The 22,915-nt window shown below is 36.7% G+C and carries 23 protein-coding genes and 3 tRNA genes; 17 read left to right on the forward strand and 9 right to left on the reverse strand.

Annotation, left to right across the window (positions count from 1 at the left end; translation table 11 throughout):
• A partial coding sequence (locus tag LBH98_07290) for a DNA adenine methylase (GenBank protein MDR0304552.1) occupies positions 1 to 457 on the forward strand: 457 nt, incomplete at its 5' end.
• Here the strand turns inward: LBH98_07290 and LBH98_07295 are convergent.
• The 6 genes from LBH98_07295 to LBH98_07320 form a co-directional block, all read right to left on the reverse strand.
• Entirely contained in the window at positions 431 to 1,696 is a 1,266-nt protein-coding gene (locus LBH98_07295; protein MDR0304553.1) for a hypothetical protein, read from the reverse strand. The two genes, LBH98_07290 and LBH98_07295, sit on opposite strands and share 27 nt — an antisense overlap.
• Positions 1,697 to 1,805: 109 nt before the next feature.
• Complete coding sequence (locus LBH98_07300; protein ID MDR0304554.1) at positions 1,806 to 2,282, reverse strand: hypothetical protein; 477 nt, start codon at positions 2,280 to 2,282, stop codon at positions 1,806 to 1,808.
• A gap of 68 nt (positions 2,283 to 2,350) precedes the next feature.
• Positions 2,351 to 2,707 (reverse strand): hypothetical protein, encoded by a 357-nt coding sequence (locus LBH98_07305; GenBank protein ID MDR0304555.1) that lies wholly within the window; start codon positions 2,705 to 2,707, stop codon positions 2,351 to 2,353.
• Between the two features lie 20 nt (positions 2,708 to 2,727).
• Positions 2,728 to 3,285: a uracil-DNA glycosylase gene (locus LBH98_07310; GenBank protein ID MDR0304556.1), complete on the reverse strand. Its 558-nt coding sequence runs from the start codon at positions 3,283 to 3,285 to the stop codon at positions 2,728 to 2,730.
• A 339-nt stretch (positions 3,286 to 3,624) separates the two neighbouring features.
• Positions 3,625 to 4,467, reverse strand: coding sequence for a virulence RhuM family protein (locus LBH98_07315; GenBank protein ID MDR0304557.1), 843 nt, complete (start codon positions 4,465 to 4,467; stop codon positions 3,625 to 3,627).
• A 112-nt stretch (positions 4,468 to 4,579) separates the two neighbouring features.
• Positions 4,580 to 5,050: a hypothetical protein gene (locus LBH98_07320; protein ID MDR0304558.1), complete on the reverse strand. Its 471-nt coding sequence runs from the start codon at positions 5,048 to 5,050 to the stop codon at positions 4,580 to 4,582.
• 233 nt (positions 5,051 to 5,283) lie between these two features.
• On the opposite strand from LBH98_07320, the gene LBH98_07325 reads away from it, so the two are divergent.
• From LBH98_07325 to LBH98_07380, 12 genes are all read left to right on the forward strand, one after another.
• On the forward strand, positions 5,284 to 6,225 hold the full coding sequence (locus LBH98_07325) for an IS1595 family transposase (protein ID MDR0304559.1): 942 nt from the start codon (positions 5,284 to 5,286) through the stop codon (positions 6,223 to 6,225).
• Between the two features lie 185 nt (positions 6,226 to 6,410).
• Positions 6,411 to 6,608: a hypothetical protein gene (locus tag LBH98_07330; protein ID MDR0304560.1), complete on the forward strand. Its 198-nt coding sequence runs from the start codon at positions 6,411 to 6,413 to the stop codon at positions 6,606 to 6,608.
• 67 nt (positions 6,609 to 6,675) lie between these two features.
• Positions 6,676 to 7,311: a hypothetical protein gene (locus LBH98_07335; protein MDR0304561.1), complete on the forward strand. Its 636-nt coding sequence runs from the start codon at positions 6,676 to 6,678 to the stop codon at positions 7,309 to 7,311.
• 36 nt (positions 7,312 to 7,347) lie between these two features.
• Positions 7,348 to 7,779 carry a hypothetical protein gene (locus tag LBH98_07340; GenBank protein MDR0304562.1) on the forward strand — a complete coding sequence of 144 codons (432 nt, stop codon included), beginning with the start codon at positions 7,348 to 7,350 and terminating at the stop codon, positions 7,777 to 7,779.
• Between the two features lie 105 nt (positions 7,780 to 7,884).
• Positions 7,885 to 8,343: a DUF1848 domain-containing protein gene (locus LBH98_07345; GenBank protein MDR0304563.1), complete on the forward strand. Its 459-nt coding sequence runs from the start codon at positions 7,885 to 7,887 to the stop codon at positions 8,341 to 8,343.
• Positions 8,344 to 8,404: 61 nt separating this feature from the next.
• Entirely contained in the window at positions 8,405 to 9,601 is a 1,197-nt protein-coding gene (locus LBH98_07350; protein ID MDR0304564.1) for a PLP-dependent aminotransferase family protein, read from the forward strand.
• Between the two features lie 20 nt (positions 9,602 to 9,621).
• On the forward strand, positions 9,622 to 9,912 hold the full coding sequence (locus tag LBH98_07355; GenBank protein ID MDR0304565.1) for a hypothetical protein: 291 nt from the start codon (positions 9,622 to 9,624) through the stop codon (positions 9,910 to 9,912).
• The gene (locus tag LBH98_07360; protein ID MDR0304566.1) at positions 9,843 to 10,385 is read left to right on the forward strand and encodes a site-specific DNA-methyltransferase; all 543 of its coding nucleotides are present in this window, start codon (positions 9,843 to 9,845) and stop codon (positions 10,383 to 10,385) included. The genes LBH98_07355 and LBH98_07360 overlap by 70 nt, the downstream gene beginning before the upstream one ends.
• A 1-nt stretch (position 10,386) precedes the next feature.
• A complete protein-coding gene (gene bioB, locus LBH98_07365) occupies positions 10,387 to 11,364 on the forward strand; it encodes a biotin synthase BioB (GenBank protein MDR0304567.1) in 978 nt (325 codons plus the stop codon).
• A gap of 228 nt (positions 11,365 to 11,592) precedes the next feature.
• Complete coding sequence (locus LBH98_07370; GenBank protein ID MDR0304568.1) at positions 11,593 to 13,242, forward strand: methyl-accepting chemotaxis protein; 1,650 nt, start codon at positions 11,593 to 11,595, stop codon at positions 13,240 to 13,242.
• A gap of 343 nt (positions 13,243 to 13,585) precedes the next feature.
• The gene (locus LBH98_07375) at positions 13,586 to 13,852 is read left to right on the forward strand and encodes a zinc ribbon domain-containing protein (protein ID MDR0304569.1); all 267 of its coding nucleotides are present in this window, start codon (positions 13,586 to 13,588) and stop codon (positions 13,850 to 13,852) included.
• Between the two features lie 145 nt (positions 13,853 to 13,997).
• On the forward strand, positions 13,998 to 15,965 hold the full coding sequence (locus LBH98_07380) for a DEAD/DEAH box helicase (protein MDR0304570.1): 1,968 nt from the start codon (positions 13,998 to 14,000) through the stop codon (positions 15,963 to 15,965).
• Here LBH98_07380 and LBH98_07385 read toward each other — a convergent pair.
• From LBH98_07385 to LBH98_07395, 3 genes are all read right to left on the reverse strand, one after another.
• Positions 15,928 to 16,000 (reverse strand) — tRNA-Arg (locus LBH98_07385). The genes LBH98_07380 and LBH98_07385 overlap by 38 nt on opposite strands.
• Positions 16,001 to 16,011: 11 nt before the next feature.
• Positions 16,012 to 16,094: transfer RNA gene (locus LBH98_07390), tRNA-Leu, on the reverse strand.
• Positions 16,095 to 16,106: 12 nt separating this feature from the next.
• Positions 16,107 to 16,179, reverse strand: a tRNA-Lys gene (locus LBH98_07395).
• A gap of 289 nt (positions 16,180 to 16,468) precedes the next feature.
• Here LBH98_07395 and LBH98_07400 point away from each other — a divergent pair.
• Genes LBH98_07400 through LBH98_07415 form a run of 4 tightly spaced genes read left to right on the forward strand, consistent with a single transcriptional unit; the run spans position 16,469 to position 22,912 of the window.
• Positions 16,469 to 17,272, forward strand: a complete 804-nt coding sequence (locus tag LBH98_07400) for a hypothetical protein (protein ID MDR0304571.1) — start codon at positions 16,469 to 16,471, stop codon at positions 17,270 to 17,272.
• A 20-nt stretch (positions 17,273 to 17,292) separates the two neighbouring features.
• The gene (locus LBH98_07405) at positions 17,293 to 18,585 is read left to right on the forward strand and encodes a L,D-transpeptidase family protein (protein ID MDR0304572.1); all 1,293 of its coding nucleotides are present in this window, start codon (positions 17,293 to 17,295) and stop codon (positions 18,583 to 18,585) included.
• A gap of 21 nt (positions 18,586 to 18,606) precedes the next feature.
• Positions 18,607 to 20,709, forward strand: coding sequence for a hypothetical protein (locus LBH98_07410; protein ID MDR0304573.1), 2,103 nt, complete (start codon positions 18,607 to 18,609; stop codon positions 20,707 to 20,709).
• Entirely contained in the window at positions 20,693 to 22,912 is a 2,220-nt protein-coding gene (locus tag LBH98_07415) for a RelA/SpoT family protein (protein MDR0304574.1), read from the forward strand. The genes LBH98_07410 and LBH98_07415 overlap by 17 nt, the downstream gene beginning before the upstream one ends.
• Positions 22,913 to 22,915: the final 3 nt, after the last annotated feature.

A 22,915-nucleotide genomic window follows, 5' to 3' on the forward strand; every position in this document is an offset into this window, starting at 1 on the left:
TTATAACAAAATTGAACGTGCGGCATCGTTTTTTATTTGTTCGACAATGTGTTTTGGCGGTATGATTGGCTCTACTTTTTCGACGAATAAAAGCGTACCTAACACGCCAATGCCCAGACGATTGATAAACAAGAAAAAGTTGTTTTCTTATCATTTAGCGAAGCGGTTTGATAATGCGATAATTGAATGTTTGGACGCAGTTGAATTGATTGAAAGGTACGACACAGAAGATGCGTTCTTTTACGTTGATCCGCCGTATTTCAATGCGAATATGGGACATTATGGCGGATATACCGCAGATGATTTTGAAAGGCTTTTGACGACGCTTTCTAAAATTAAAGGCAAATTCCTTTTGTCGTGTTATCCGTCTGAGTCGATTAAAAAGCGCGTTGAAAAGAACGGATGGAATAACAACGACTATTTATTTTACTTACTCCGTCTCCAAAAAATTAAATAATTTCTCATTAAAACTACCAATTCGTTTCATGTTTTTTATTTTGTCGGTAAAAGCATTGAGATTTATTTCAATCAACGGATTTCTTAAACCGCCGCCATACTCATGATAAACAATAAAAAGCGCGCCGCCATCGTTTATTGTTATTCCTTTTGATTTCAAATCATTGTTTACCTTTTTCATATTTGACTTGTCAATAACATTGCCCACGGCAATTTCATATTTTACTCCATCGTTCAACTTAAATGTCAATTTTTTAATGTCTTTCGGAGCGTCTTTCGCTGTCCAAATTGCCACCCATTCTTGCGCTTTTTTGTTTTGTTCTGCTGCCGCTTGTTTTACAACTTGTGTTGCATTTTCTTGCTTTTGCTGCAATTCTTTAACCAAATCCGAATACTTAAACTCTAAATTTGCAGCATACAGATTATTCTTCCACAAATATTTACCTTTAAATATTATTTCGGAATCATAATGTTTATAAGGAACCCCTGATCTGTCTGAATCTCTTCCTTCTGCTTCTAAATTTTTTAAGAAATACTTTTTCGTCGTGTCGGCTTTGCTTATAACAGTTATTTTTTCCGGACATATATGGTATTCGTCAAAAGGAATGCTATGGTAACGAAAGACAGAAAAATCTCTTGCAAGAGGGATTTTTATTTTTATGTCTTCCATATTGATATTGAAAGCATATCCGTTTTGTTTCAAATTTTGTGCATCTGCAGACGAAATCGCGAGCGGCGCAAAGCATTCCATTCCATGAATAAGAATCTTTTTGCCGTAAGTTCCTTGCCCTTCATAAACGGTTGAATCTACATCCGGCAGTTCCACCTTTACTGAATAAATTCCGGCATCTGCATCATAACTGTCTAATTCGACACGGGCTTTATTAACCGACGACATAATTTCTCCGGTAAGCATTAAGGAAATTTTTTTGAAATAAAATTCTGTGCTGTCTCCTAAACGCTTGTTGAATGCTTCTGTCGTTTCAAACTCCGTTTTTTTAATCGGTATTCCTTTATTAAGATATTCATTTACATCCCGAACAAGAACGTCACTAAAAATTGTATTTTTCCGTCTTTCATCATCCTGAAGTAGTTCTTGTTGTTGTTCTTGTAGGTACGCTTTATCCGCAGATTCGCGCGATCTGTTCACACTTTCTGTCACTATAACGGTTTTTGTCTGGCACATTGCATTACCAACCACCATTAACATTGCGCAAAGCGCAAAAATCATTCTTTTCATAATAACCAATCCTTTCTTCTTCGGCTGTATTTTCAGTCCGAGTTTAACTTTTTTATTGCTCTAACAATTCGACTTTTGTTATATTCTTCAATCACAAAAAACCCCTTGATCATTGAAGAGGACTTAATAATCTTCGTCCATCTGGTGCATAGTATTTATGCTCGACAATTTCTCCGTCCTTAAAGTTTGTAATTTGTTTAAGTTTTCCGTTTCCATAATATGCCTTACTTTGTCCGTGTGGTATTATGTTCCCATTGCCATCTTTATAGAAACGCATCTCAGTTGCAATTTGTCCGTCTTCGTAATATTCTACGTATGTTTGCAAAAAAGTTACGATTCTTCCTTCAGAATTTGAAAAGTCCCATTTAAATTTGGATAAATTGAATACATTAACATGAATGCCAAAGGCAAATAAAGAAACATGAATAGCAACGACAATTACGACTACCCAAATGATTATTTCCGACAAAATCTTCGACAAAATCTTCTTAATAGGAATTTCTTTGCGAAATGTCTGAAATGTCTTACATACATCACAAAAATTATCTTCATCTAATTGCTTTCCGCAATTTTTACAAAGCGCCATAAAAAACCTCCTAGTTTTTAATCTCTAAGGGTAAATTCCCCGCCGCTTGGGCGGGGTTATTCATTTTTTTAATTTACCAATTCAACGTTTGTTATTGACTTAATAATTGTTCCTTTATCGTAGGGGTTTTTCTCCTCTTTGATGGTTACCTTTACCTTTTTACCTTTGACTTTGTCCTGTTTCATTTTCAAAAATTCAAGAATATCGCCGACAAACCACTCTACTTTACCGTTGACTTCTATTCCGCTGTAAACAAAATCGCCTTCCATATCAACCTCTGTAAATACGCCTGTAATCGTATTATCGGTTGTTTTTTCTTTGCTGACATTTGTCGCCTTGTTATTGCCATCGGTTTTCTTTTCGCCAAAACATCCCATAAACAAACACAACACTGCCGTTATCAATACTACTTTTAACAACTTCATAACTTTACCAATCCTTTCTTTTAATTTTCAATTTCCAAGTTTTTAACCAATTCGCCGAATTTACGAAAATCTTCTTCCCGTTCATCTTTGTTTTTATTATTCAGCCCCGAAGGGTGATAAACTACAAAAGCTGGAATATTCTTGTATGAAAATTCCTTGCCGTGAATATTTTCCATTTTCTCCGGCGATGCTAATTTTGCCGCCGTTTCTCCGACCAATAAAATGACGCTCGGTTTTATTATCTCAATTTCCTTGTCGAGATATTTTTGACAGGCGTCAAGTTCTTTTTGTTTCGGTTTGTTTTCTCCCAACGGATTGCATTTTACGCGGTTGGTAACATAGCAATCTTTACGCTTGATACCTATTCCTGCCAACAATTCGTCTAAAGTTTCTCCCGCATCGCCGACAAATGGTTTCCCCTGTTCATCTTCTTCCTTTCCGGGTGATTCGCCGACTATCATAATTTTTGCATTGCCGTCGCCGTTGCCTGCTACTGCATTTTTCCTGCCTTTGCTCAAATTACAAGCGAAACAATCTTTCAATTCCACTGCAATTTGTTCCAATTCGTCTTTACTCATACACCAAAAACCTCCAATAATTAAAAAATCTATACAAAAAGCACCATGCTAATTGTCGAAAGTTAATAAACTTATGAATTATGGAAAAAAAAGACAGCGGTAAAATAGAAAAGGGCTGTCCTGCCCATAAATCGTAGTTTACCACAACACAGAAATATGTTTGATTTTCACACAGGAAAGTGGCAGAACAACCGTGGAAGGAAGTTCACTTTCCTGTGTAAAATGTAAAAATCAACGAATCATGGGAAGAATCCCAATGATTCTGTGTTGTGGTAGTGGGAAAATAATTTATTGTTTATTGTAATGTGATAAGAATTTTGAATAATCGTTATTTTATGCCTATATGTTTTTTAGCAGCTCGGTATCTTTAATTTCCATTTTTGAAAAAGCAAACAATTTTTTACCTAAATCTTTAAGCGATGCGCCTATATGATATACCGTATTATCAATTATCAAGAAACGATCGTGAAAACTTGTAGATATAAGCATTATTATCGGTTCATACTGAGTATTGTGTTTTTCTAAATCTAATTGTAATTGAGCGGTTATTTGTTTAGTATAGATTTCAGCGCGAACATTTATACTGCGTTTTGACAAAATAAGCAAGACGCTTTCATCTATATAATTGTCTATCAGAATTATTGTTTTTGTCGCTGATTTTATCAGGTCGGAAGCAAAAATATAAGCATCAAAAATCTGCCCTTCAAAAAATACTCCTTCTTGGGGTGGAAGCGAAGTTTTAACGAAAAAATCAACGTTTTTTTCAAGCTCAGTAATCCTGTTTTCGTGATTTGCATACAATTTTGCAACATCTGTTTCGTGGCGAATAGAATAACCTTTTAACAAATAATCTTTCAAAACCTGATTCGCCCAGCGGCGAAACAATGTAGCATTTATAGAATTTACACGATAACCAACTGAAAGAATCGCATCAAGATTGTAAATTTTAGTATCATATATTTTCCCATCCGCTGCAGTTAGTTCCAAAATGGAACATACTGAATTTTCACTTAATTCTCCACATTCAAAAATATTTTTCAGGTGTTTTGTTATAGCTTGACGTTTTGTCCCAAACAATTCAGATATTTGCGCCTGTGTGAGCCAAACCGTCTCTTTTTCCATCCTGACTTCTACCAACACCGTATCATTAGGCTGATACAATATTATTTCGCCTTTTTCCATTTTTTACTCTTTTTTAATACAATCTCCATGGTAAAATAATTTTTATTTGCGGCGAATATGAGATGTAATATTAAAAATTTGAAACCAGGGTATATTTCTATACCCTTTACATTTACAACAGCTTGCCTATCCCGCGTGTTGCATAATCAAGAAAACTGTTTTCAGCAGGAGACATTAAATCTTTAGTTGGTCTTTTCGTTTCAGAAACAACAGACTTAATGAACTCACGTGTTTCTTCGTCCAACCCAGCCGAGTTAGGATTATTTTTAGTAAGAGCAATCAGATTCATTGGATTCGTTGTATTCGCTATTTGAGGTATAATATGTCGGAACACTTCTTGAGCAGCCTCAAAAGCGTTATCTCCTTCTCCTGTTTGTTGAGCGGCTCCTCTAACACCTCTAAGCAATGTTGCCAAAGGAGTTCCACTACTAACAGATAAGCCACTGTAATCATTCTTTTGTATAATTTCCAAAATTTCTTCTGGAAACGCTATAAACAGCTCTTTAATTTCACTTGGTTTGCTGGGTATATTCTCAACCCAATCGTACTCATAAATTCCTTCTTCTGAAAAATTCTCATTCATTTTTTTACCCCCTCCTCCCCCAATTTCTGAGAGGAAATTTGATTAAAGTTTCAAATGTATTTATCCACATTCCCGACAGGGTATTCAATATCCAAAAATAAAAGCGCAAGTTAATATTTCAAATTCCCAAAGAAATGAAACATCAATATCACTACTTTCGGGGCAGTTAATTTTCCGCGTTCCCAAAGAAGTGAAAATCCCAAAAACGATTAACTCATTTCTACGGAGGAATTATGGAAAAGAGATCTACTTACAAGCCAAACACGGCTATAAGCCGCGATGAATTACGTGACAAATTTCCTGATGAAGAAACAGCAAGAAAGTATATTGAAGAAGAAAGATGGGGAGGCGTTCCTGTTTGTGGGCATTGCGGCTCTAAAAGAGTTGGCAAAGGACGTAAAGACCGAAAGGGTTATTATCGCTGTAAAGACTGTAGAAAAGAATTCTCGGTAAAAACAGGTACCATATTCACAGATACGAAAATTCCTTTACATAAATGGCTTGAAGTTTTCTACCGTATGGTAACCTCACGTAAAGGTGTATCATCTATGGAATTGTCAAAAGATCTTGGTGTGAGACAGGCGACCGCGTGGCTTTTACTGCATAAAATACGTAAGGGTATGAAGAGATCGAAAAAGAAATTTTCTCTCAAAGGTATTATTGAAAACGATGAGACTCATGTCTACGGCAAAAGAAAGAATAAGCACCCTGATAAGAAATCAATAAAACATGAAGCGATCGTTTTCGGTATGAAAGAACGAGGTGGTAATGTCATAATGGAACACGTTCCAAACAAAAAAAGGGAAACTTTAAGAGAAATTATAGAGCAAAATGTTGAATACGGCTCTACATTAAACACTGACGATGGAAAATGGTACACAGGAATAGAAAATCCTGGATATACCAGAAAAAAGGTAAATCACAGCGCGAAAGAATACGTAAGTAAAGACGGCGAAGTTTATACAAACAGTATCGAAAGTGTGTGGGCTGTATTGAAACGTGGTGTAAACGGTATATACCAAAAAGTTTCTCATAAACATTTGCATAGGTATCTTTCAGAATTTGAATTTCGTTTGAATGAAGGTAATTGCAAATATCCCACTATGGATAGAATTGATTGTTTGATTGCCGGATGTTTTGGCAGGACTTTGACTTATAAAGAGTTGGTTGCGTAGTGAAAATTAAAAGGCAAATTTATTAAGGATTGGGAAGCCAACCTTTTTATTTTTGCCTACCTGGTGACAGAAGCGTATAAGTCCCTACTAAACGAGCAGAAGTAAAACCTGAACAGCAACAGCCATCTCAAAACATAAAAGCGTCTTTTGATTGTTCCAAAGCGGAAAGCCCAACTGAAAAAGCGATATGCTCTGATACTGAATTGGCGGCATTGGATGTTGGACTTTCTAAAACATATAAAGGAGCAGTTTCTGCTTGTGGAGATAAAGTAAAACAGGAGCAAAGAGAATGGAACAAAATTAAAAATTCTTGTGGAGCAAATATCGAATGTCTGAGAAGGACTTATAGGTCAAGAATTGAGGAACTTGAAAACTGCGAGTAAAAATTAAACCATAGAAAAGACAGGCATATAAAATGTGCCTGTCTTTATAAAACTCTTGGAGGTTATTATGAAAAAGATAATTTTTGTTTTGCTATTATTGTTTATTTCTCTTTTTGCTGAAAATAACAGATTAGTCAGAGTCGATACCGTCAATGTTCATGCAAAAAATCGCAAGCAAGCGTTTGACCTTGCTGAGATTGAAGTGAAGAAAATGATTGCCGACAATCATAATAAGTATGTAAAATCCACCACAAGATTGACTAATAATAATGGAAAAGAGAATTTTACAGAAGACATGAGAGTCAGAAATGTATTTGCCACTGATATTGTCAGAACTGAAATACTTGATATTAAAAATAGAAAATATGTTGTTAGAGTTATTACCTCTACAGACACTTCTACTTTTGCTGAGGCAATGTATGAAATACACAATAGAGAGTATGAGAAGAATGAGATTTTACAAAAGGATTTAGATAGAGCGAATGCGAGACAGCAGAGAAGAGACGAAGTTTATAAAGAAATTATGGTTATTACTACTGATGCTCAAAAAGAAACAAAAGATTGGCAACAGAATAGCACTACTAATAGAGCAAATTCTATTAAACGAAATAATGCAATGTCAATTCTTGGTGATGAATATGATGGTTGTGTATTTTGTCCAGGTGGTTTTAATAGAGATAGTTTATATTTGAATAAGAAATAAATGAAAATCCCCTGTATATTTACAGGAGGGAATAATATGAACGATAATGTTTATTGGCAGTATCTTTGGAAAAACAACAGCAATTTTTATGGACTTCCCAGATATATTCAAGAGGATGTAGTCAATATAGTAAAGAACCACGAAACTGATTATAACAAAGATTTGTATTTAGGCGACGAAATGTTTCAGCCGTTGCTTGAAAGTATTCAAGAGCAAGTTATACACGAAATAAAAGAAATACAACCATCTAAAAATGATATGGATGAAATATTTGAAACTATCAAAAATCTACCCATTACTTTGGATTTGGAAAATAATGTTGTGGCAATGTTAGATGAGCCATTTAAGGCAAGCGTTAATATAAAAGGTCAAAAATATAAAGTAGAAATTCCTGCATTTGAACATGTTGTCAAAACTGACGCAGATTTTAAGAAACAAAATTTTAATGTTAAATTTTCTCCATTGTGATAGGCATTATATTATTTTCTACTACTCTATAATGATGTGGAAAGTTGAATGCTAAAATCAGGGGTTGTGTAAACAAGTATATAAGTCCCGATTTGGTATAATAAAATTTCAAAAAATTTAGGGCTTATTAAAAATGTTGCTATAACAGAGTGTGATAAATTAAAAATCGCACAAAATTTAAGTAAAATTGCTCATGAAAACGATTTTGTAATTGATACTTGTGCTGAAGATATTGATTTGTCTTCATTTGGAATAAAACACGCGTTGTGTATTGACAATCGTCTTGTTGAGCGAATTATCGGCTATTCTTTAGATGTAACAAAAGACAAATGTCAGCGACTTGAATGTGGTTGTGTTGCAAGTGTTGATATAGGCGCATACAATTCTTGTTTGAACGGATGTTTGTATTGTTACGCTAATTACAGCAAAGAAATTGTAGAAAGAAATAGAAAAAATCATAATCAATTATCGCCTTTGCTTATAGGAGAAGTGTCAAAAAACTACGTAGTAAAAGATAGAAAAACGGAGAGTAGTAAGATAATGCAACAAAGTTTATTTCGATGAACAATTTGATAAACTCTTTGCCAAATATTATTTTTTGCGTGTTTTAATTTACGGAGGAAGTATGCAATTTGCAAAATCCATAGAAAAATTAAGAGCTAGCGAGATTCGTCAACTTATGAAATTAGCAAACGATCCCTCAATAATCTCTTTTTCAGGCGGAATGCCCAATAACGATTTGTTTCCGGTGGAAGTTATGGAAAACATCACGAAAAATCTTTCGCAAAGCGCAAAGAAAACGGCGTTTCAGTACGGTCCGACGGACGGATTCTCACCTCTTATAGAATCGTTGTCAAATTATTTGGAAAGCAGGGGAGCCGTACTTGAAGGAAACAGGATTCTAATAACGACGGGTGCGCAGCAGGCGATAAACCTCATAACTAAAGTCTTGGTAGATCCAAACGACAGAATACTGGTGGAAGCCCCGTCGTTCATAGGTGCGATTGCGGCTTTTAATTCTTATGAGGCCTGCGTTGACGGGGTGACTATCGATGACGAAGGAATAGACGTCGTTGCGCTCAAAAACGCTATGAACACAGGTGCGAGACCTAAATTTTTGTACGTAATTCCTTATTTCCAGAACCCGGCGGGCGCGATTATTTCGCCAAAACGCAAAAAGCAGCTTATAGAATTTATAAACGAATACGACTTGCCTGTGCTTGAAGATGACCCGTATGGAGAGTTATGGTTCGATGAAGAAGTGAAAGACTGGGTAAAGCCGATGAAAGCGGTTTTGAAAGATAATGAAAAGATTATGTATGTTGGAAGTTTCGCCAAGATTCTGGGACCGGGATTTCGATTGGGATATATGCTTGCGCCGAATGAATTAGTAGAAAAGTGTGAATTAGCCAAGCAGTCCCAAGACGCATGCAGTTCTACTTATACGCAAGTTTTGGCGGATGCGTATCTGCGTAGCGGGCGGTTGAATCCGTATTTGGAATGGCTGCGTCCGCATTACAAAAAAAGAGCGCAAATTATGCTTGAAGCGCTTGAAAAATACATGCCAAAAGATGCCGGGATATCTTGGACGACTCCACACGGCGGATTTTTTGTTTGGGCGACTTTACCCGAAAACATGGATTCAAGCGAAGTTTTTAAGACAGCCGTAAAAAACGGCGCGGCTTTTGTCATAGGAAAGGCGTTTGACCCGAAAGGAATCAAAAACAACGGAATGCGTTTGGCGTTTTCAGGTGCGCCGGAGGAAAAAATTGATATGGGAATCAAAATAATAGCGGATGCGGTGAAAAGCGTACTGAAATAGTCGGCGATTGTGAAGAGAAAATGAACAAACTCACGTTTGAGGACAATTTGGAAGAATATTTAGACACTATAATTTGCGGTGATTGTTTAAAAATAATGAAAGAAATGCCGGATAATTCAATAGATTTGATTGTAACTTCGCCTCCGTATAATTTAAAAAACTCTACAGGAAACGGAATGAAACAATGCACTACGAGTGGAAAATGGGCTAATGCCGCTTTGCAAAACGGATACAGTAATTATTGCGACAATATACCCATGAAGAATATGTTAATTGGCAAAGAGAATGTCTTAAAGAAATGTTTCGCTTGATAAAAGATGACGGAGCGATTTTTTACAATCATAAATGGCGTGTTCAAGACGGTTTACTGCAAGACAGACAGGATATTGTTGACGGGTTTCCTGTTCGGCAGATAATCATATGGAAAAGAAAAGGCGGTATAAATTTTAATCCCGGGTATTTTCTGCCTACGTACGAGGTCATTTATTTAATTGCAAAACCCAAGTTTAGACTTGCCGACAAGGCGAACGCTTTCGGAGATGTTTGGGAATTCAAGCAAGAGATGAAAAACGAACATCCGGCGCCTTTCCCAATTGCGCTTATAGATAGAATAATAAGTTCTACTAACGCACAAATTGTATTAGACCCGTTTATGGGAAGCGGAACTACCGCCGTTGTTGCTATGGGGTTGTCTCGCAATTACATAGGAATTGAGTTATCGCCTGATTATTGCGATATGGCCGAGAAAAGAATTTCTAAGAATAAAATACAGAAGGAGTGTTAATTTGAGCGATTTATTTTCAAAATTACAAAAAACTATAGATTCTTTGCGGCCGATTGACGAAGAAACGGCTATGGAGGTCTTGAATATCGACAATGTCGATTTCGCTATGCTTTTGGGTTATGCAAACAAACTTCGCGTGAAAACGCAGGGAGATAATATTAGTATTTGCGCGATTATGAATGCCAAAAGCGGTAGTTGCAGTGAAAATTGCGCCTTTTGTGCGCAGTCGGCTCACAGTGAAGCACAGGCTGAAATATATCCTATGAGAGACAGTAAAACAATCGCAAAAATCCATGGCGAAATTTCGCGGGATACGCACTGTTTCGGCGTTGTAACATCTGGTGAAGGACTTAACGACGAAGACATTGACGTTTTGATAAAGGCGATAAAAGAAGATAAAAACGGCGTAGAATGGGGTGCGTCGTTAGGGATAATTTCAGACGAACAACTTTTGAAACTCAAAAACGCAGGTTTGACGCGATATCACCATAATATTGAAACGGCGAAGAGTTTTTATTCGCAGATTTGTACAACGCACGATTGGAATCTTAGAGCGGACATGGCAAAGCGAGTGAAGAAAGTGGGATTGAATTTGTGCTGCGGAGTGATTTTAGGGGTAGGAGAGAGCAAGAAACAGCGCGTAGAGGCGGCTATGGAAATAAATCAAATCCAAAGCGATACTATTCCTTTGAATTTTTTGATTGCGATAAAAGGAACAAAACTGCAAGATATACCGCCTATGCAGCCGCTTGACATTCTAAAAACCGTGGCTATGTTTCGCTTTGTAAATCCTGAGTCGGACATTAAAGTTGCGGGGGGGAGAGTACATCTGCGACAGTTACAATCTATGGTGTTTTTTGCAGGAGCGAGTTCTATGATAAGCGGTTCTCTTTTGACTACTCCCAATTGCTCGACGGGAAGCGACAGAAAATTGCTTGCCGATTTGGAATTGGGCTTGAAGAATTATGATAATATATAATAAAAATTATTGAAATTTTATTATTTCGTAAGTATTATGTTATTATAAATTTATAAAATTTAGAGAATCGGAGGATTTATGGATTGTGTAAATATGAAACTTGAGACGATTCGTAAACATGATAATATTGACGGGAAAGATTATCGTCCAAACGAAGCCGATTATGAAAACTACAAAGAAATTGAAAGAATCCGTAACAACAAAGTGGAAAGCGGCGGTTCGTTGCCTATGGTTGTTTGTGTCGATAAAGAAAAATGCCGTAATTGTCATCAATGTGTTTCAGCCTGTCCGTCAAAAATATGCCAATACAGCGATACGGGGACTCATGTAAGCGTAGAACATGATTTGTGTATCGGCTGTGGTCAGTGTATTGACGCTTGTCCGTGGGGGGCAAGATTAATTGTGGATAATTTTAACGTTTGGATGGACGAATTGAATGCTGGTATGCCGATGATAGCTGTTGTCGCTCCTGCAATAGCGGCTACATTCCCTGACGGCGATTATCTTCGCTTTAATTCATGGCTTAAATCAATCGGAATAAAAGCGGTTTTCGACGTAAGTTTCGGTGCGGAATTGACTGTAAAAAGTTATTTGGAATATATTCGGATTAATAATCCCAAAGTCGTGATAGCTCAGCCGTGTCCGGCAATTGTGAGTTATATCGAATTATATCGTCCCGAACTTTTGCCTTATTTGGCGCCTGCGGATAGTCCTATGCTGCATACGGTGAAAATGATAAAACGATATTTTCCTCAGTATGTTGACCATAATATTCTTATGGTTTCGCCGTGTATTGCGAAAGCCCGTGAATTTAAGGCGACTAAACAGCCGATTTATAATGTAGTTATGAAGAGTTTTGAGAAATATATAAATGAAAACGAGATTTCTTTAAGCGATTTTCCGCAGTCCGATTACGATAATCCGCCGGCGGAGAGGGCGTGTTTGTTTTCTACTCCAGGCGGACTTATGGAAACCGCTTTGCGTTGGAATAGCGATTTAAAACGAAATATCAGAAAAATCGAAGGCGTAAATACGATTTATCATTACTTGGACAATTTGAAAAACGATATTGACAATGGATATGCGCCGCTGATTATCGATTGTCTTAGTTGTGAACACGGTTGTAACGGCGGATCGGGAACATCTCACAGAGATTCTTCTCCGGATTATCTTGAATTTCAAATAGAAAAAAGAAAAGAACGGATGAGGCAAACGTATTTGGAACATGTTCAAAATACGGGAATTACCGTATCTGACGATGCAGAGATACAAAAGCAAGTTCTTGAAGTGGTCGATAAATATTGGGAAAAAGGACTTTACGACAGAAAGTATGAAAATCGTTCCAATCATAATCTCCATCTGAATTTTTCGGATTTGGAATTGAAACCTTATTTTGAAATGCTGTTAAAAACTACGGAAGAAGATGTTATTAATTGTTGTTCGTGCGGATATGATTCTTGCAGAGCGATGGCGCTTGCGTTGGCAAATAAAGTAGCGAATCCGTCGAATTGTCATTACTTTTTACACCATGCTTTGAAGCAGGCTAATAAAGGAAGCGAGGATGCCGTTGAGAAATTTAAAATTTCGTTAGAAAATTTATTTGATAATAAAGGAAATTTGACGGGTTTTGCTTCCGTTATGAAATCAATAGACGATATTGCGAGGCAGACGTCAATGCTTTCAATAAACGCGTCTATTGAGGCGGCCCGCGCCGGCGCTGCTGGAAAAGGGTTTGCCGTTGTCGCCAAATATGTCGGCGAGTTGGCGAAAAACACAAAAAATGAAACCGACAAAATGCGTAATCTTTTGAGCAAACTTAAAGGAGTAATGAATAAAGAAATCAACGATTTTGTTGAAAAAACCAAAGTTAAAGTTTAACCCGTAGAGAAATTATTTTTCATCTGAGTTAAATATAAGGGAATTATATGCTTCTGTCCCCGTCCTCTTAATTTCCCAATTTAATTCTCTAATTTCTTAAAAAATCGTTCTTAAATTTGTCGATATTGGTTATGAAAAAAGCACGAACACTCAAACAGAAAACTCAAAAATTAAAGTGTCACAATTGGCAAAAGATATGGGTTTGCCAAACGATGTTTTGATAAAAATATTGCAAAGCCTTGGATAATGGGAAGTTAAAGGTCATAATTCGACAGTTGATACCTCGGTAAAAGATAAAATTCTTGCGAAAGCAAAAGCCGCATTCCATAAAAATAGGAATTTAATGAAAGAAGAGCAGGAAGGAATAAAACAGAAATTTGCAGAAACGGGAATAAGTGACCGCGCAGAAAAAAGAGAGTTTGTGCGACAGATATCAGTAATGCAAATAACAGATAAAACTCCTGAAAAATCTGAATTCCAAAAAATTATAGAGCCTTCGTATGAACAAAAGAATTTTTGCGAAAAATGCGGGAAACAAATAAATATATCCGCAGAATTCTGTAGATTTTGTGGTCATCCTCAAGAAACACTGAAACAATTACAAAGTTAACCCGTAACTTTAACCATGATTTGCTCCCAAACGGTAAAACTTGCTCTTTTTTAATTATTTCTTCTTATGATGCGGTTTTTACTTGTGGGGTGTTGTAAACAGTTATTATTTTGTATCGGCGATATATAGATAGAAACAGGAAATTATGAAATACAAAGATTACGAGCTTGACGGATTTCAGGAAGACGCCATAAAAGCGTTAGACGGCGGACTTTCGGTTTTGGTTTCTGCGCCGACCGGTTGCGGAAAGACGCTGATTGCGGAATATGCCGTAGAGAAATCGTTAAAAGAAAGTAAAAAAGTTATTTACACCGCACCTATTAAGGCTTTGTCCAATCAAAAATACCGCGACTTTCGCCTACGCTTCGGAGAAAATTCTGTCGGCATTCAAACGGGCGACCTAACGATAAATTCGTCCGCTCCGATTTTGATTATGACTACAGAGATTTTCAGGAATATGATTTTAGAGCAGTCAAATCGTCTTAACAATGTTCTTTATGCGATATTTGACGAAGTCCATTTCATTGACGACGAAGAACGCGGTACGGTTTGGGAAGAAAGTATAATTTTAGCCCCCGAAAATATACGTTTTTTGTGTTTGTCGGCGACTGTTCCAAATATTGACGAACTTGCCGATTGGATGCAATCGGTGCGCGGCAGTAAGTTTGAGGTTATAAAAGAGGGCAAGCGGATTGTACCGCTGAAATATCACTTGTTTTCCGGAAAATACGGCGAAATATCAATAAAGTTCTTGAAAAAAATGTTTATTGCCGATAAAAAACGCAGACGTAAATTGATGTTTACTAAACCGTCCTCAAGAAGAGTGATTGAACACGTAATCTCAAGGGACGGCGTTCCGGTGCTTTATTTTTCGTTTAATAGAAAGGCATGTGAGTTGAACGCCGTTAAAAATTCAAGATTAGTTCTTTTAAGTGAAGAAGAAAAAAATCGCTTATCGGTTATGATTGAAGAATTAATCAATTCTTACGAGGTGGAAGGCTATGCAAAATTGAAACAGATGAAATCGCTTTGGAAAGTCGGAATTGCCTATCATCATGCAGGGATTATTCCATCGGTAAAAGAAATTGTCGAGCGGCTTTTTTCAACGGGACTTATTAAACTTCTTTTTTGCACGGAAACGTTCGCATTAGGGGTGAATATGCCGGCAAGATCGGTAATTTTTGATGATATTGAGAAGTTTAACGGTGTGGAATTTGAGTATATTACGAACCGTTCTTATTTACAAATGTCGGGACGCGCCGGACGACGCGGAATGGATAAAGAGGGAAATGTTTATTGTCACATAGTTCCTGAAATTACCGAATGTAAAGAAGTTGAGCGGTTATTTTTCGGGGACAGCGAACCTATAAGAAGTAGATTTGTCGCTCAATATTCAACGATTTTGTCGCTTTACAGCAGATACGGAGAAAACGCCTTTGAGATTTTCCGCAAGAGTTTGAGAAATTTTAATAACGGCAATTTTATTCTTTCGTCATCTTATCAAAAAGAGGAAGATCAAATTCGCAAACGTTTGGAATTTTTGCAGAGTGAGGGATTTTTGAACGGACAAGAATTGACTCCGAAAGGAAAACTCGCAATGATGGTTAGCGGGTATGAAATTCAAGCGGCTCAACTTTATTACACTCGTTGTTTTGACAAGCTTACACCGGAGAAAATTTGTGTTTTGCTCGGTTCTGTAATTTATGAGCAGAAAAAGAAGAATACATGTGCAAGCGAAGAATTGCCGGAATCTTTTAAGATGTCAAATGACGGCGAGAAAGTAATTCGTAAATTACGGGAAAAAGAATTAAAATTCGGTATAAAAAATCCTATTCGTTTGCTTGATTTTTCGTTTGCCGCCGTAACGTTTTCGTGGGTAAGCGGTTGCGATTTGGCAAAAATCGGTTCTTTCGGCGTTCCGGAAGGCGATATTATTCGCTATTTTAGAATGATAGTTCAATTACTGAGAACTATAAAAGTATCTATAAACGATGAAATAATAATTGAAAAACTGAACAATGCTATACGATTGATAAACCGTGACGCGGTTGATGCGGAAACTGAATTGGTAAAAGTACTCCCGACAGGAGTCGAACCTGTGTCTTCGGTTTAGGAAACCGGAGCTCTATCCTGTTGAGCTACGAGAGCGTTAATCCGAATGCGGAAGAAGGGACTTGAACCCCCACGATTTCGCAATCACCGGCACCTGAAACCGACGTGTCTACCATTTCACCACTTCCGCATATATTCGATGTACACCATCGGGGGATCGAACCCCGGACCCACTGATTAAGAGTCAGTTGCTCTACCAACTGAGCTAATGGTGCGTAAATCAACGATGAAAATACATTTCTTAACTTTCAAAAGTCAAGAGAAAGAATTCAAATTTTTTGAACGATTTGTCTAATACGGGTAAATACTGATGTAATTTGCAAATTTATGTAAGGAGTTTTTGAAAAGTTTGCTTTTGACCGTATAAAATATTTATTTTCATGTTTGATAGCTGTTATTTTATTTTATAAAAGAGAGTTGTGCGAATAAATTATGTGGAAAAGTATAAATTCCCAAAAAACTAAAATTTTGCCGATAATGAGACAATTAGAGAGTTTCTCTACAATGATTTGCGTTGTATCAAGTGCAGATTCGCCGGATGTTATAGTAGAAGATATAGCGGCGTTGTCTGCGTTATCTAACGGTAGCAAGATAATTGTCATAAGCGATGCGGAAATCGGCGGCGTTTTTGACGCGGTTTCAAATATTGTAGATATTTTAATAATTCCGGAGAGAAAAGATAATGCTCAAAAGAATAAGTTCTTGAAAAAATGTGCAGGTATGCATACCGATATTTTGTATTGCAGAAAAGCGAGTGATGATGCTTTTACCCGCGAATTTCTACCTAAAATAAATGCCGGTATTACGATTTTATTGGGAAATTCGCTAAAAAAATTGGCGCTAAAAGGGCAAGTTATAAAAATAGAGGATGAAAATTCGAGATTAAACGACGTAATGCCGTTTATTCCGGAAGTTAAAATTCAATGGAAACTTTCCTCAGAAATACTTCGCAGCGCCAATGCTTTCTTAAAAGAAAGGGGAGTGAAAAAAAGTTATTTTTGTGCGGATATTGCGCTTGAGAGAGATTTTTATGAATTTTTTAAGAATTATCCCGACGACAATATTTCGTTTTTATTCGTAGGGAATTCCGAATCTGATTTTTCAAATGAAAGAAGCAAAATTATTTATAGCGGAGATATTTCCAATTCCTATCTTTCCGCACTTGTATCGCTTTCAAAGGGATGTCTAATAATGAACGATGATTTACTTTTGACGGAAGCGAATCATTTTGAGAAACGTTTTGTTAAACTTTTTAACGATATTGCGGCGGATGTGAAACTAAAAAATTTTATCGATAGAAATAAGTGAAAATTTGGGGTAATCTAAGAATGTATAATCTACTCTACTATATTGCGTTATTAAAGAAAAAAATTGAAAATCTGTTTTTGACTTATATGAAAAAACAATCCATACGAAGTGCGTATAGGGGGCGGTTTTACATTCATCCTTTTTTTATTCTGTTTTTCACGGTTTTTGCGGCGGTTGTTTTAGGAATTGTTTTTATTTCAAAAATTCTTTCGGAAAATGAAAAAGATAAGTTTTTGCATGTCGCACAGGTAAACGCCGAACTTATGTCTGATACGGTTTATTCGGACGCCGGCGTCGATACCGTTTCAGCCGACAGATTTTTGGAGCCGTTCCCGATTGTCGAAGGAATGCAAAATATGAAATATATAATTGTTGTCGATAAATTTTACAAGGCGATGTATATTCTGAAACAAGGCAGGAAAAAGTGGGGCGTTATTAAAACGTATCCGATAGCTATGGGTTCAAGTGACGGCAGAAAACAGCGTGAAGGAGATAAAAAGACTCCCGAAGGGTTATATTTTGTAGTAGAGAAAAAGGTAGAACAGGAACTTAACGAAATTTATGGACCTCACGCGTTTGTATTGAATTATCCGAATAAGCGCGATATAACGGAAGGGCGGGGCGGAAGCGGGATTTGGATACACGGCGCGTCTGAAAATACTGTTCCGGCGGAATCGCGCGGCTGCCTGTCAATGCACAATTTGTACATCAAAGACTTGAACGGCATTATAGGCGACGGATTGCTTACGCCTGTTTTTATCGTGAACGAGAACTTCTCCGATTTTCGAAGCATGATAAATCTTGAAGAAGTCTGGAAAGAGAGAGTGGAAGTCGCCGAAGAATTCGGAATTGACGAGTTCGGCAAAAAGACTAATAAGGCGAATGTACGCAAACTTCCTGATGTAGAAATAGTTCCTATTACGTTAAATGCCGGACAGCAGGTTTCCGTAAATACAAGGCAACCGACGGAAACCGAGTTGGAAGTCGGTCGGTTTGTAAACGATTGGGCAATCGCTTGGGGGAGTAAAAATATTCAGATATACCAGTCGTTTTATGATACGCAAAATTTTATTGGAGACGGACAGCGTTGGAATGATTGGAGAGCGAGGAAAGTCGGAACTTTCGCTTTATATGACAGTATTTTCGTTACACTTGATAGAATTAAAGTAGTTTTTTCATCGGATGTTGCGGCTTCGGTTGAATTTGTTCAGCGGTACAGAACAGAAAGATCGTCTGTTGTCAGCGTTAAACTTTTGAATGTGGTTAAAACTGACAACGGTTGGAAAATAATAAGCGAGTCGGTAAAAAGATAAAATTTAATTATGGAGGCATAGATGTCGATTTTATCAAGAAAAAAAGATGTAGAAGAACCGGATGAAATTTCGGTTGAGATGTCGGCTGTAGATGATTTACAGAGCAAGATAAGACAGTTGTCGAATGATTTTGCTCAATATCGGCTTACGAAAGAAAAAGTCGAACAACTAAATTCGCTTGCCGAGCATATAAACAACAAAATAAACGGACTGCGTCGTCAGGAAGTTATAGTTGAGAAAGCGACGGAAGAAGCAGGGCGTCTTAATACGCTTATGTGGAGAATAGACAGCGATTTGAAGCATTTAGAGCAAAAATATTCGGATTTGAATAAGATAGAAAAAAATATTTCACGTTTGGAGTCGCTTGTTTCGGAAAGTAGAAATAATGTTGACGATATTCGCAAATTCACCAGAGAAGTGGAAAATACGGCTTCTATGAGAACCGAAATTTCTACGATGTGTATTGATATGAAACGTTTTACGGAAGAATTTAAAAGTAATAATGCCGAAATAAAAAAGACGCAGCAATACATATCTGAAGTTTATACGATGGGGAAAAATGCGAAAGTCCTTGCCGATACCGTTGAACAGCATCAAAATAACTTGGAAGCCTCATTCCGTAAAATCTCCGAATATGAAAAAAAAATGGAGACAGTTGAAAGTAATATTTCGGAAATTGATAACAGCATAAAATTACTTGGTATGATGACCCAAAGGATCGAAGAACTTGAAAACCGCATCGCCGATTTTCAAGTCAAGCAGGAGTTTTTTGACAGAGCTGAAAAGCGAATCGAAGCGTTTGAAGCTAAATTGAATGAAATTTCTGCCGCAGAAAATAGAATAGAAGGGCATAAATTGGCTATGGATGCGGCTGAAAAACGGATTGAAGGGATGCTTGCAAAAATAGCCGGTATTGCCGAAAAAGAAGAAATATTGGAGCAGAAGATTCTTGATTTGCAGAATCAGGAAGGAAGATTGCAGGAAATTTTAGGACAATTTAATGAACTTTCGCAGCTTTCGCAGACGGCAAAGCGTCAAATAGACGAAATAAATGAGCGGATTTTAATGGTTGATGAAGTAAGCAGAAAACTTTTGGGGCTTAACGAAATGGTCGCAAATATTGATTTGAAAATAGAAGCGCAATTAGATAGAAGTTCGGTAATTGAAAAAACTGAAAAGCGTCTTGACCAACTTAATTATTTGCTTGGCGATGCGAATATGAAAATACAAATGATTGATAAAGAAAAAAGTAAGTTGGAACAGATTGAAAATTCATTTAATTCGCTTTCCGAATGTTCTACGGAAGTAAAACAGCTTTTAGAAAAACTTGACGCAGAGAAGCAGAACGTAGCGGCGGCTCAAAACTCTTTTGAGGAAATTACAAAAGAAATTAAAGGAAAATCAAAAAATTCCGAGGAAGTTTTGGAAAAATTCGATAATTCAATATCTGAATTTAAAAATAAGTCGATGGAGATTGAAAACATGCATTCTGATATGATAAAAGAATATCAAGAACATATAGCGGAAATTCAATCGGAGAAAGAACTTATATTCGCAGCAGAAAAGAAAGTCGCAGATATTAAGAGCTTGTTTATCGCCATTAAACAGGAAATTGAGCAGATTTCGCTTCGCAGTGCGAAAATTAATACGATTGATTCTAAGATTACAAGTATTGACAATTCGCTTGTTAATATTGAATATAGAATTCAGGCGATTAACGAAAGTTATGAAAAAATTGATAAGGCGAACGAAAAAATTGGAACATTGTCATCGATTATTTCAAAAATAAACACCGATATTTCTTTTGTCGAAGAGAATTTGAAATTAGTGAGCGAGGTGAAAGAAAAGTCTGATGCGGCTATTTTGGTCCTGGGTACGATAGAAAACAGAATAGACGCTTTACACTTAAAAGAAAAACAAGTTTATGTTCTTGAAAGCGAAATTGATAAGTTATCGCTTCTTTCGGACGATGTAAATGCGAAAATTTCTACGTTAAAAAATGACGAAAGAGAAATCGTTGACGCGGTTGAAAAGGCAAGTGAGTTGAGATTTTTAATAGGGGAATTGGAAAGTAAACTTTCGGAGTTTAGAAAGGAGAAAGAGGATCTTGTCGGCAAACGATAATGATTTTCTGACCCGCGACTCATCACGCTTTATTCCTTTTGATACTTTGGACGAATCCAGCGATGCGTTCATGAGTAAAATTGAAGGAATAAATATAAATTACAAAACATATGATCTGAAAAAGATAGAAAACGCATATCGTTTTGCTTATAACGCTCACGAAAAACAAAGAAGAAAATCCGGTGAACTTTATATAATGCACCCTGTTTCCGTTTCTATTATTTTGGCGAAATTAAATCAAGATACCGTTACTATTTGCGCGGCTTTACTTCACGATGTTATCGAAGATACAAAATATGAATATGACGACATAAAGCAAATTTTTGGCGCTGAAATAGCAAACGTTGTTGATGGCGTAACAAAAGTTTCCGGTGCGGAAAAAGAGGTTTTAAAAGAGCAGTATATGGCGGAAACTTACAGAAAAATGATTTTGGCGACTTCAAAAAATCCGCGAACCATTATGGTGAAATTAGTTGACCGCTTGCACAATTTATCGACTCTGGAAACGTTGAGACCGGAACGGCAAAAAGCTATAGCGACGGAAACGCTTGAGATATACGCGCCTATCGCAGCTGAAATAGGTGCGTATGTCCTTAAAACGAAACTTGAAGATATTTCAATGATGTATGTGTTTCCGGAAGATTATGATATTATTTGCCGGCATACCGATGCCAAAAGTGAAGTAAATAATCGTATTATGGAAAATTTTCGTGAAAAAATCAATAGTGCTTTGAGTGCGGATTTTGCCGACGAATGCGTTGTTTCTTGCAGATTGAAAGGTATCTATTCGATTTATAGAAAACATATAGACCGAGAAGTGCCTTATGAAGAGATTTTTGATATTATCGGGTGCAGGATTGTTTGCAAAGAAGAATCCGATTGTTATAAAATTTTGGGAATATTGCATAAAGTTTGGAAACCTATGTTTGATAAAATTAAAGATTACATTGCGGTTCCCAAAGATAATGGGTATAAATCAATTCATACTACGCTTGTCGATAGTGAAACCGGACGTCACGTTGAAGTTCAGATAAGAACTTGGGTTATGGATATAGAAGCCGATTATGGTTTTTCCGCACATGGAATTTATAAAGATAATAGTAAAAAAATAAAATGGCTTAACGAGTTTCCGCTTTGGGAAAAGGAATTTGCCGATACTTCCGAATTTATGTCGTTACTTAAAAGCAATATTGCAACGAGCGAAATTACAGTATATACTAAAGAAGGCGGGAACGTTGTAAAGCTTCCCGACGGGGCTGTCGTACTTGATTTGGCATATTATTTAAGCGTTGAAAAAGGTAATAAATGCTGTGGAGCGATTGTTGACGGGAAATTGGAGTCTATTTACAGAAAATTGTTAAATAACGAAACCGTCAGTCTGCTTACAAGTACCGATACTAAACCTAATGTAGAGTGGCTCTCAAGAGTAAGAACGCCTAAAGCTAAGGCGGCGATAAAAGAACGAATTCGAAAATTGGAAATGGATGATAAAACAAATACCGCATTCAGTTTATTGTTGAACGCTTACGATTATGTAAAAGATAAGATCTCTTTTGACGAGTACAAAAAAGAAATCTTAAGTTATTTTGGATTTTATGATGAAAAAGCGCTTTATGAAAAAATTTGTTCAGGTGAAATGACGATTGATAATATTTTAACATTTACCGGAAATATTACAAAAGATCCGGCTTTTGGCGGCGGAACGTTTGCAGACATGATTGTTAGTAACCATAAACGTTACAGAGTTATCGTAAATTCTCTTAAAAATTCAGGTACAATTCGTTCGGCGGTTTGTTGTAATCCGATTCCAGGAGAAAGAATTATAGGGTTTCGTATAAGCGGTGACAGGGGAATAAGCGTTCATCGGGAGAATTGCGCTAATGCTTTGTTCTTTGCGGACGATACTGATAGAGTTGTTTTTTGCGATTGGGCGGACGGTGTAAATGCCGGAGTGTTTTTAGAGGATATTGTAATTATCGGGATAGATAAGGAAAGATTTCTTTTAAATGTTATGGAGTTTTTTGACAGAAGAAAAATTAAATGCGCTAATGTAGATTTCAGCAGGAAAAGCGGTTCTGTAAAATTATTATTGAGCGTTGAAGTTAGAAATGTCAAAGAATTGTCCGATTTGCTTAAAGAAGCCAAGAGGATAAAAGGAGTTTCTTCCGTTGTTAGAAATTTGGCTTTAAATCGAATTCGTTAACAA

This window comes from Chitinispirillales bacterium, from assembly GCA_031254455.1.
Classification (GTDB): domain Bacteria; phylum Fibrobacterota; class Chitinivibrionia; order Chitinivibrionales; family Chitinivibrionaceae; genus WRFX01.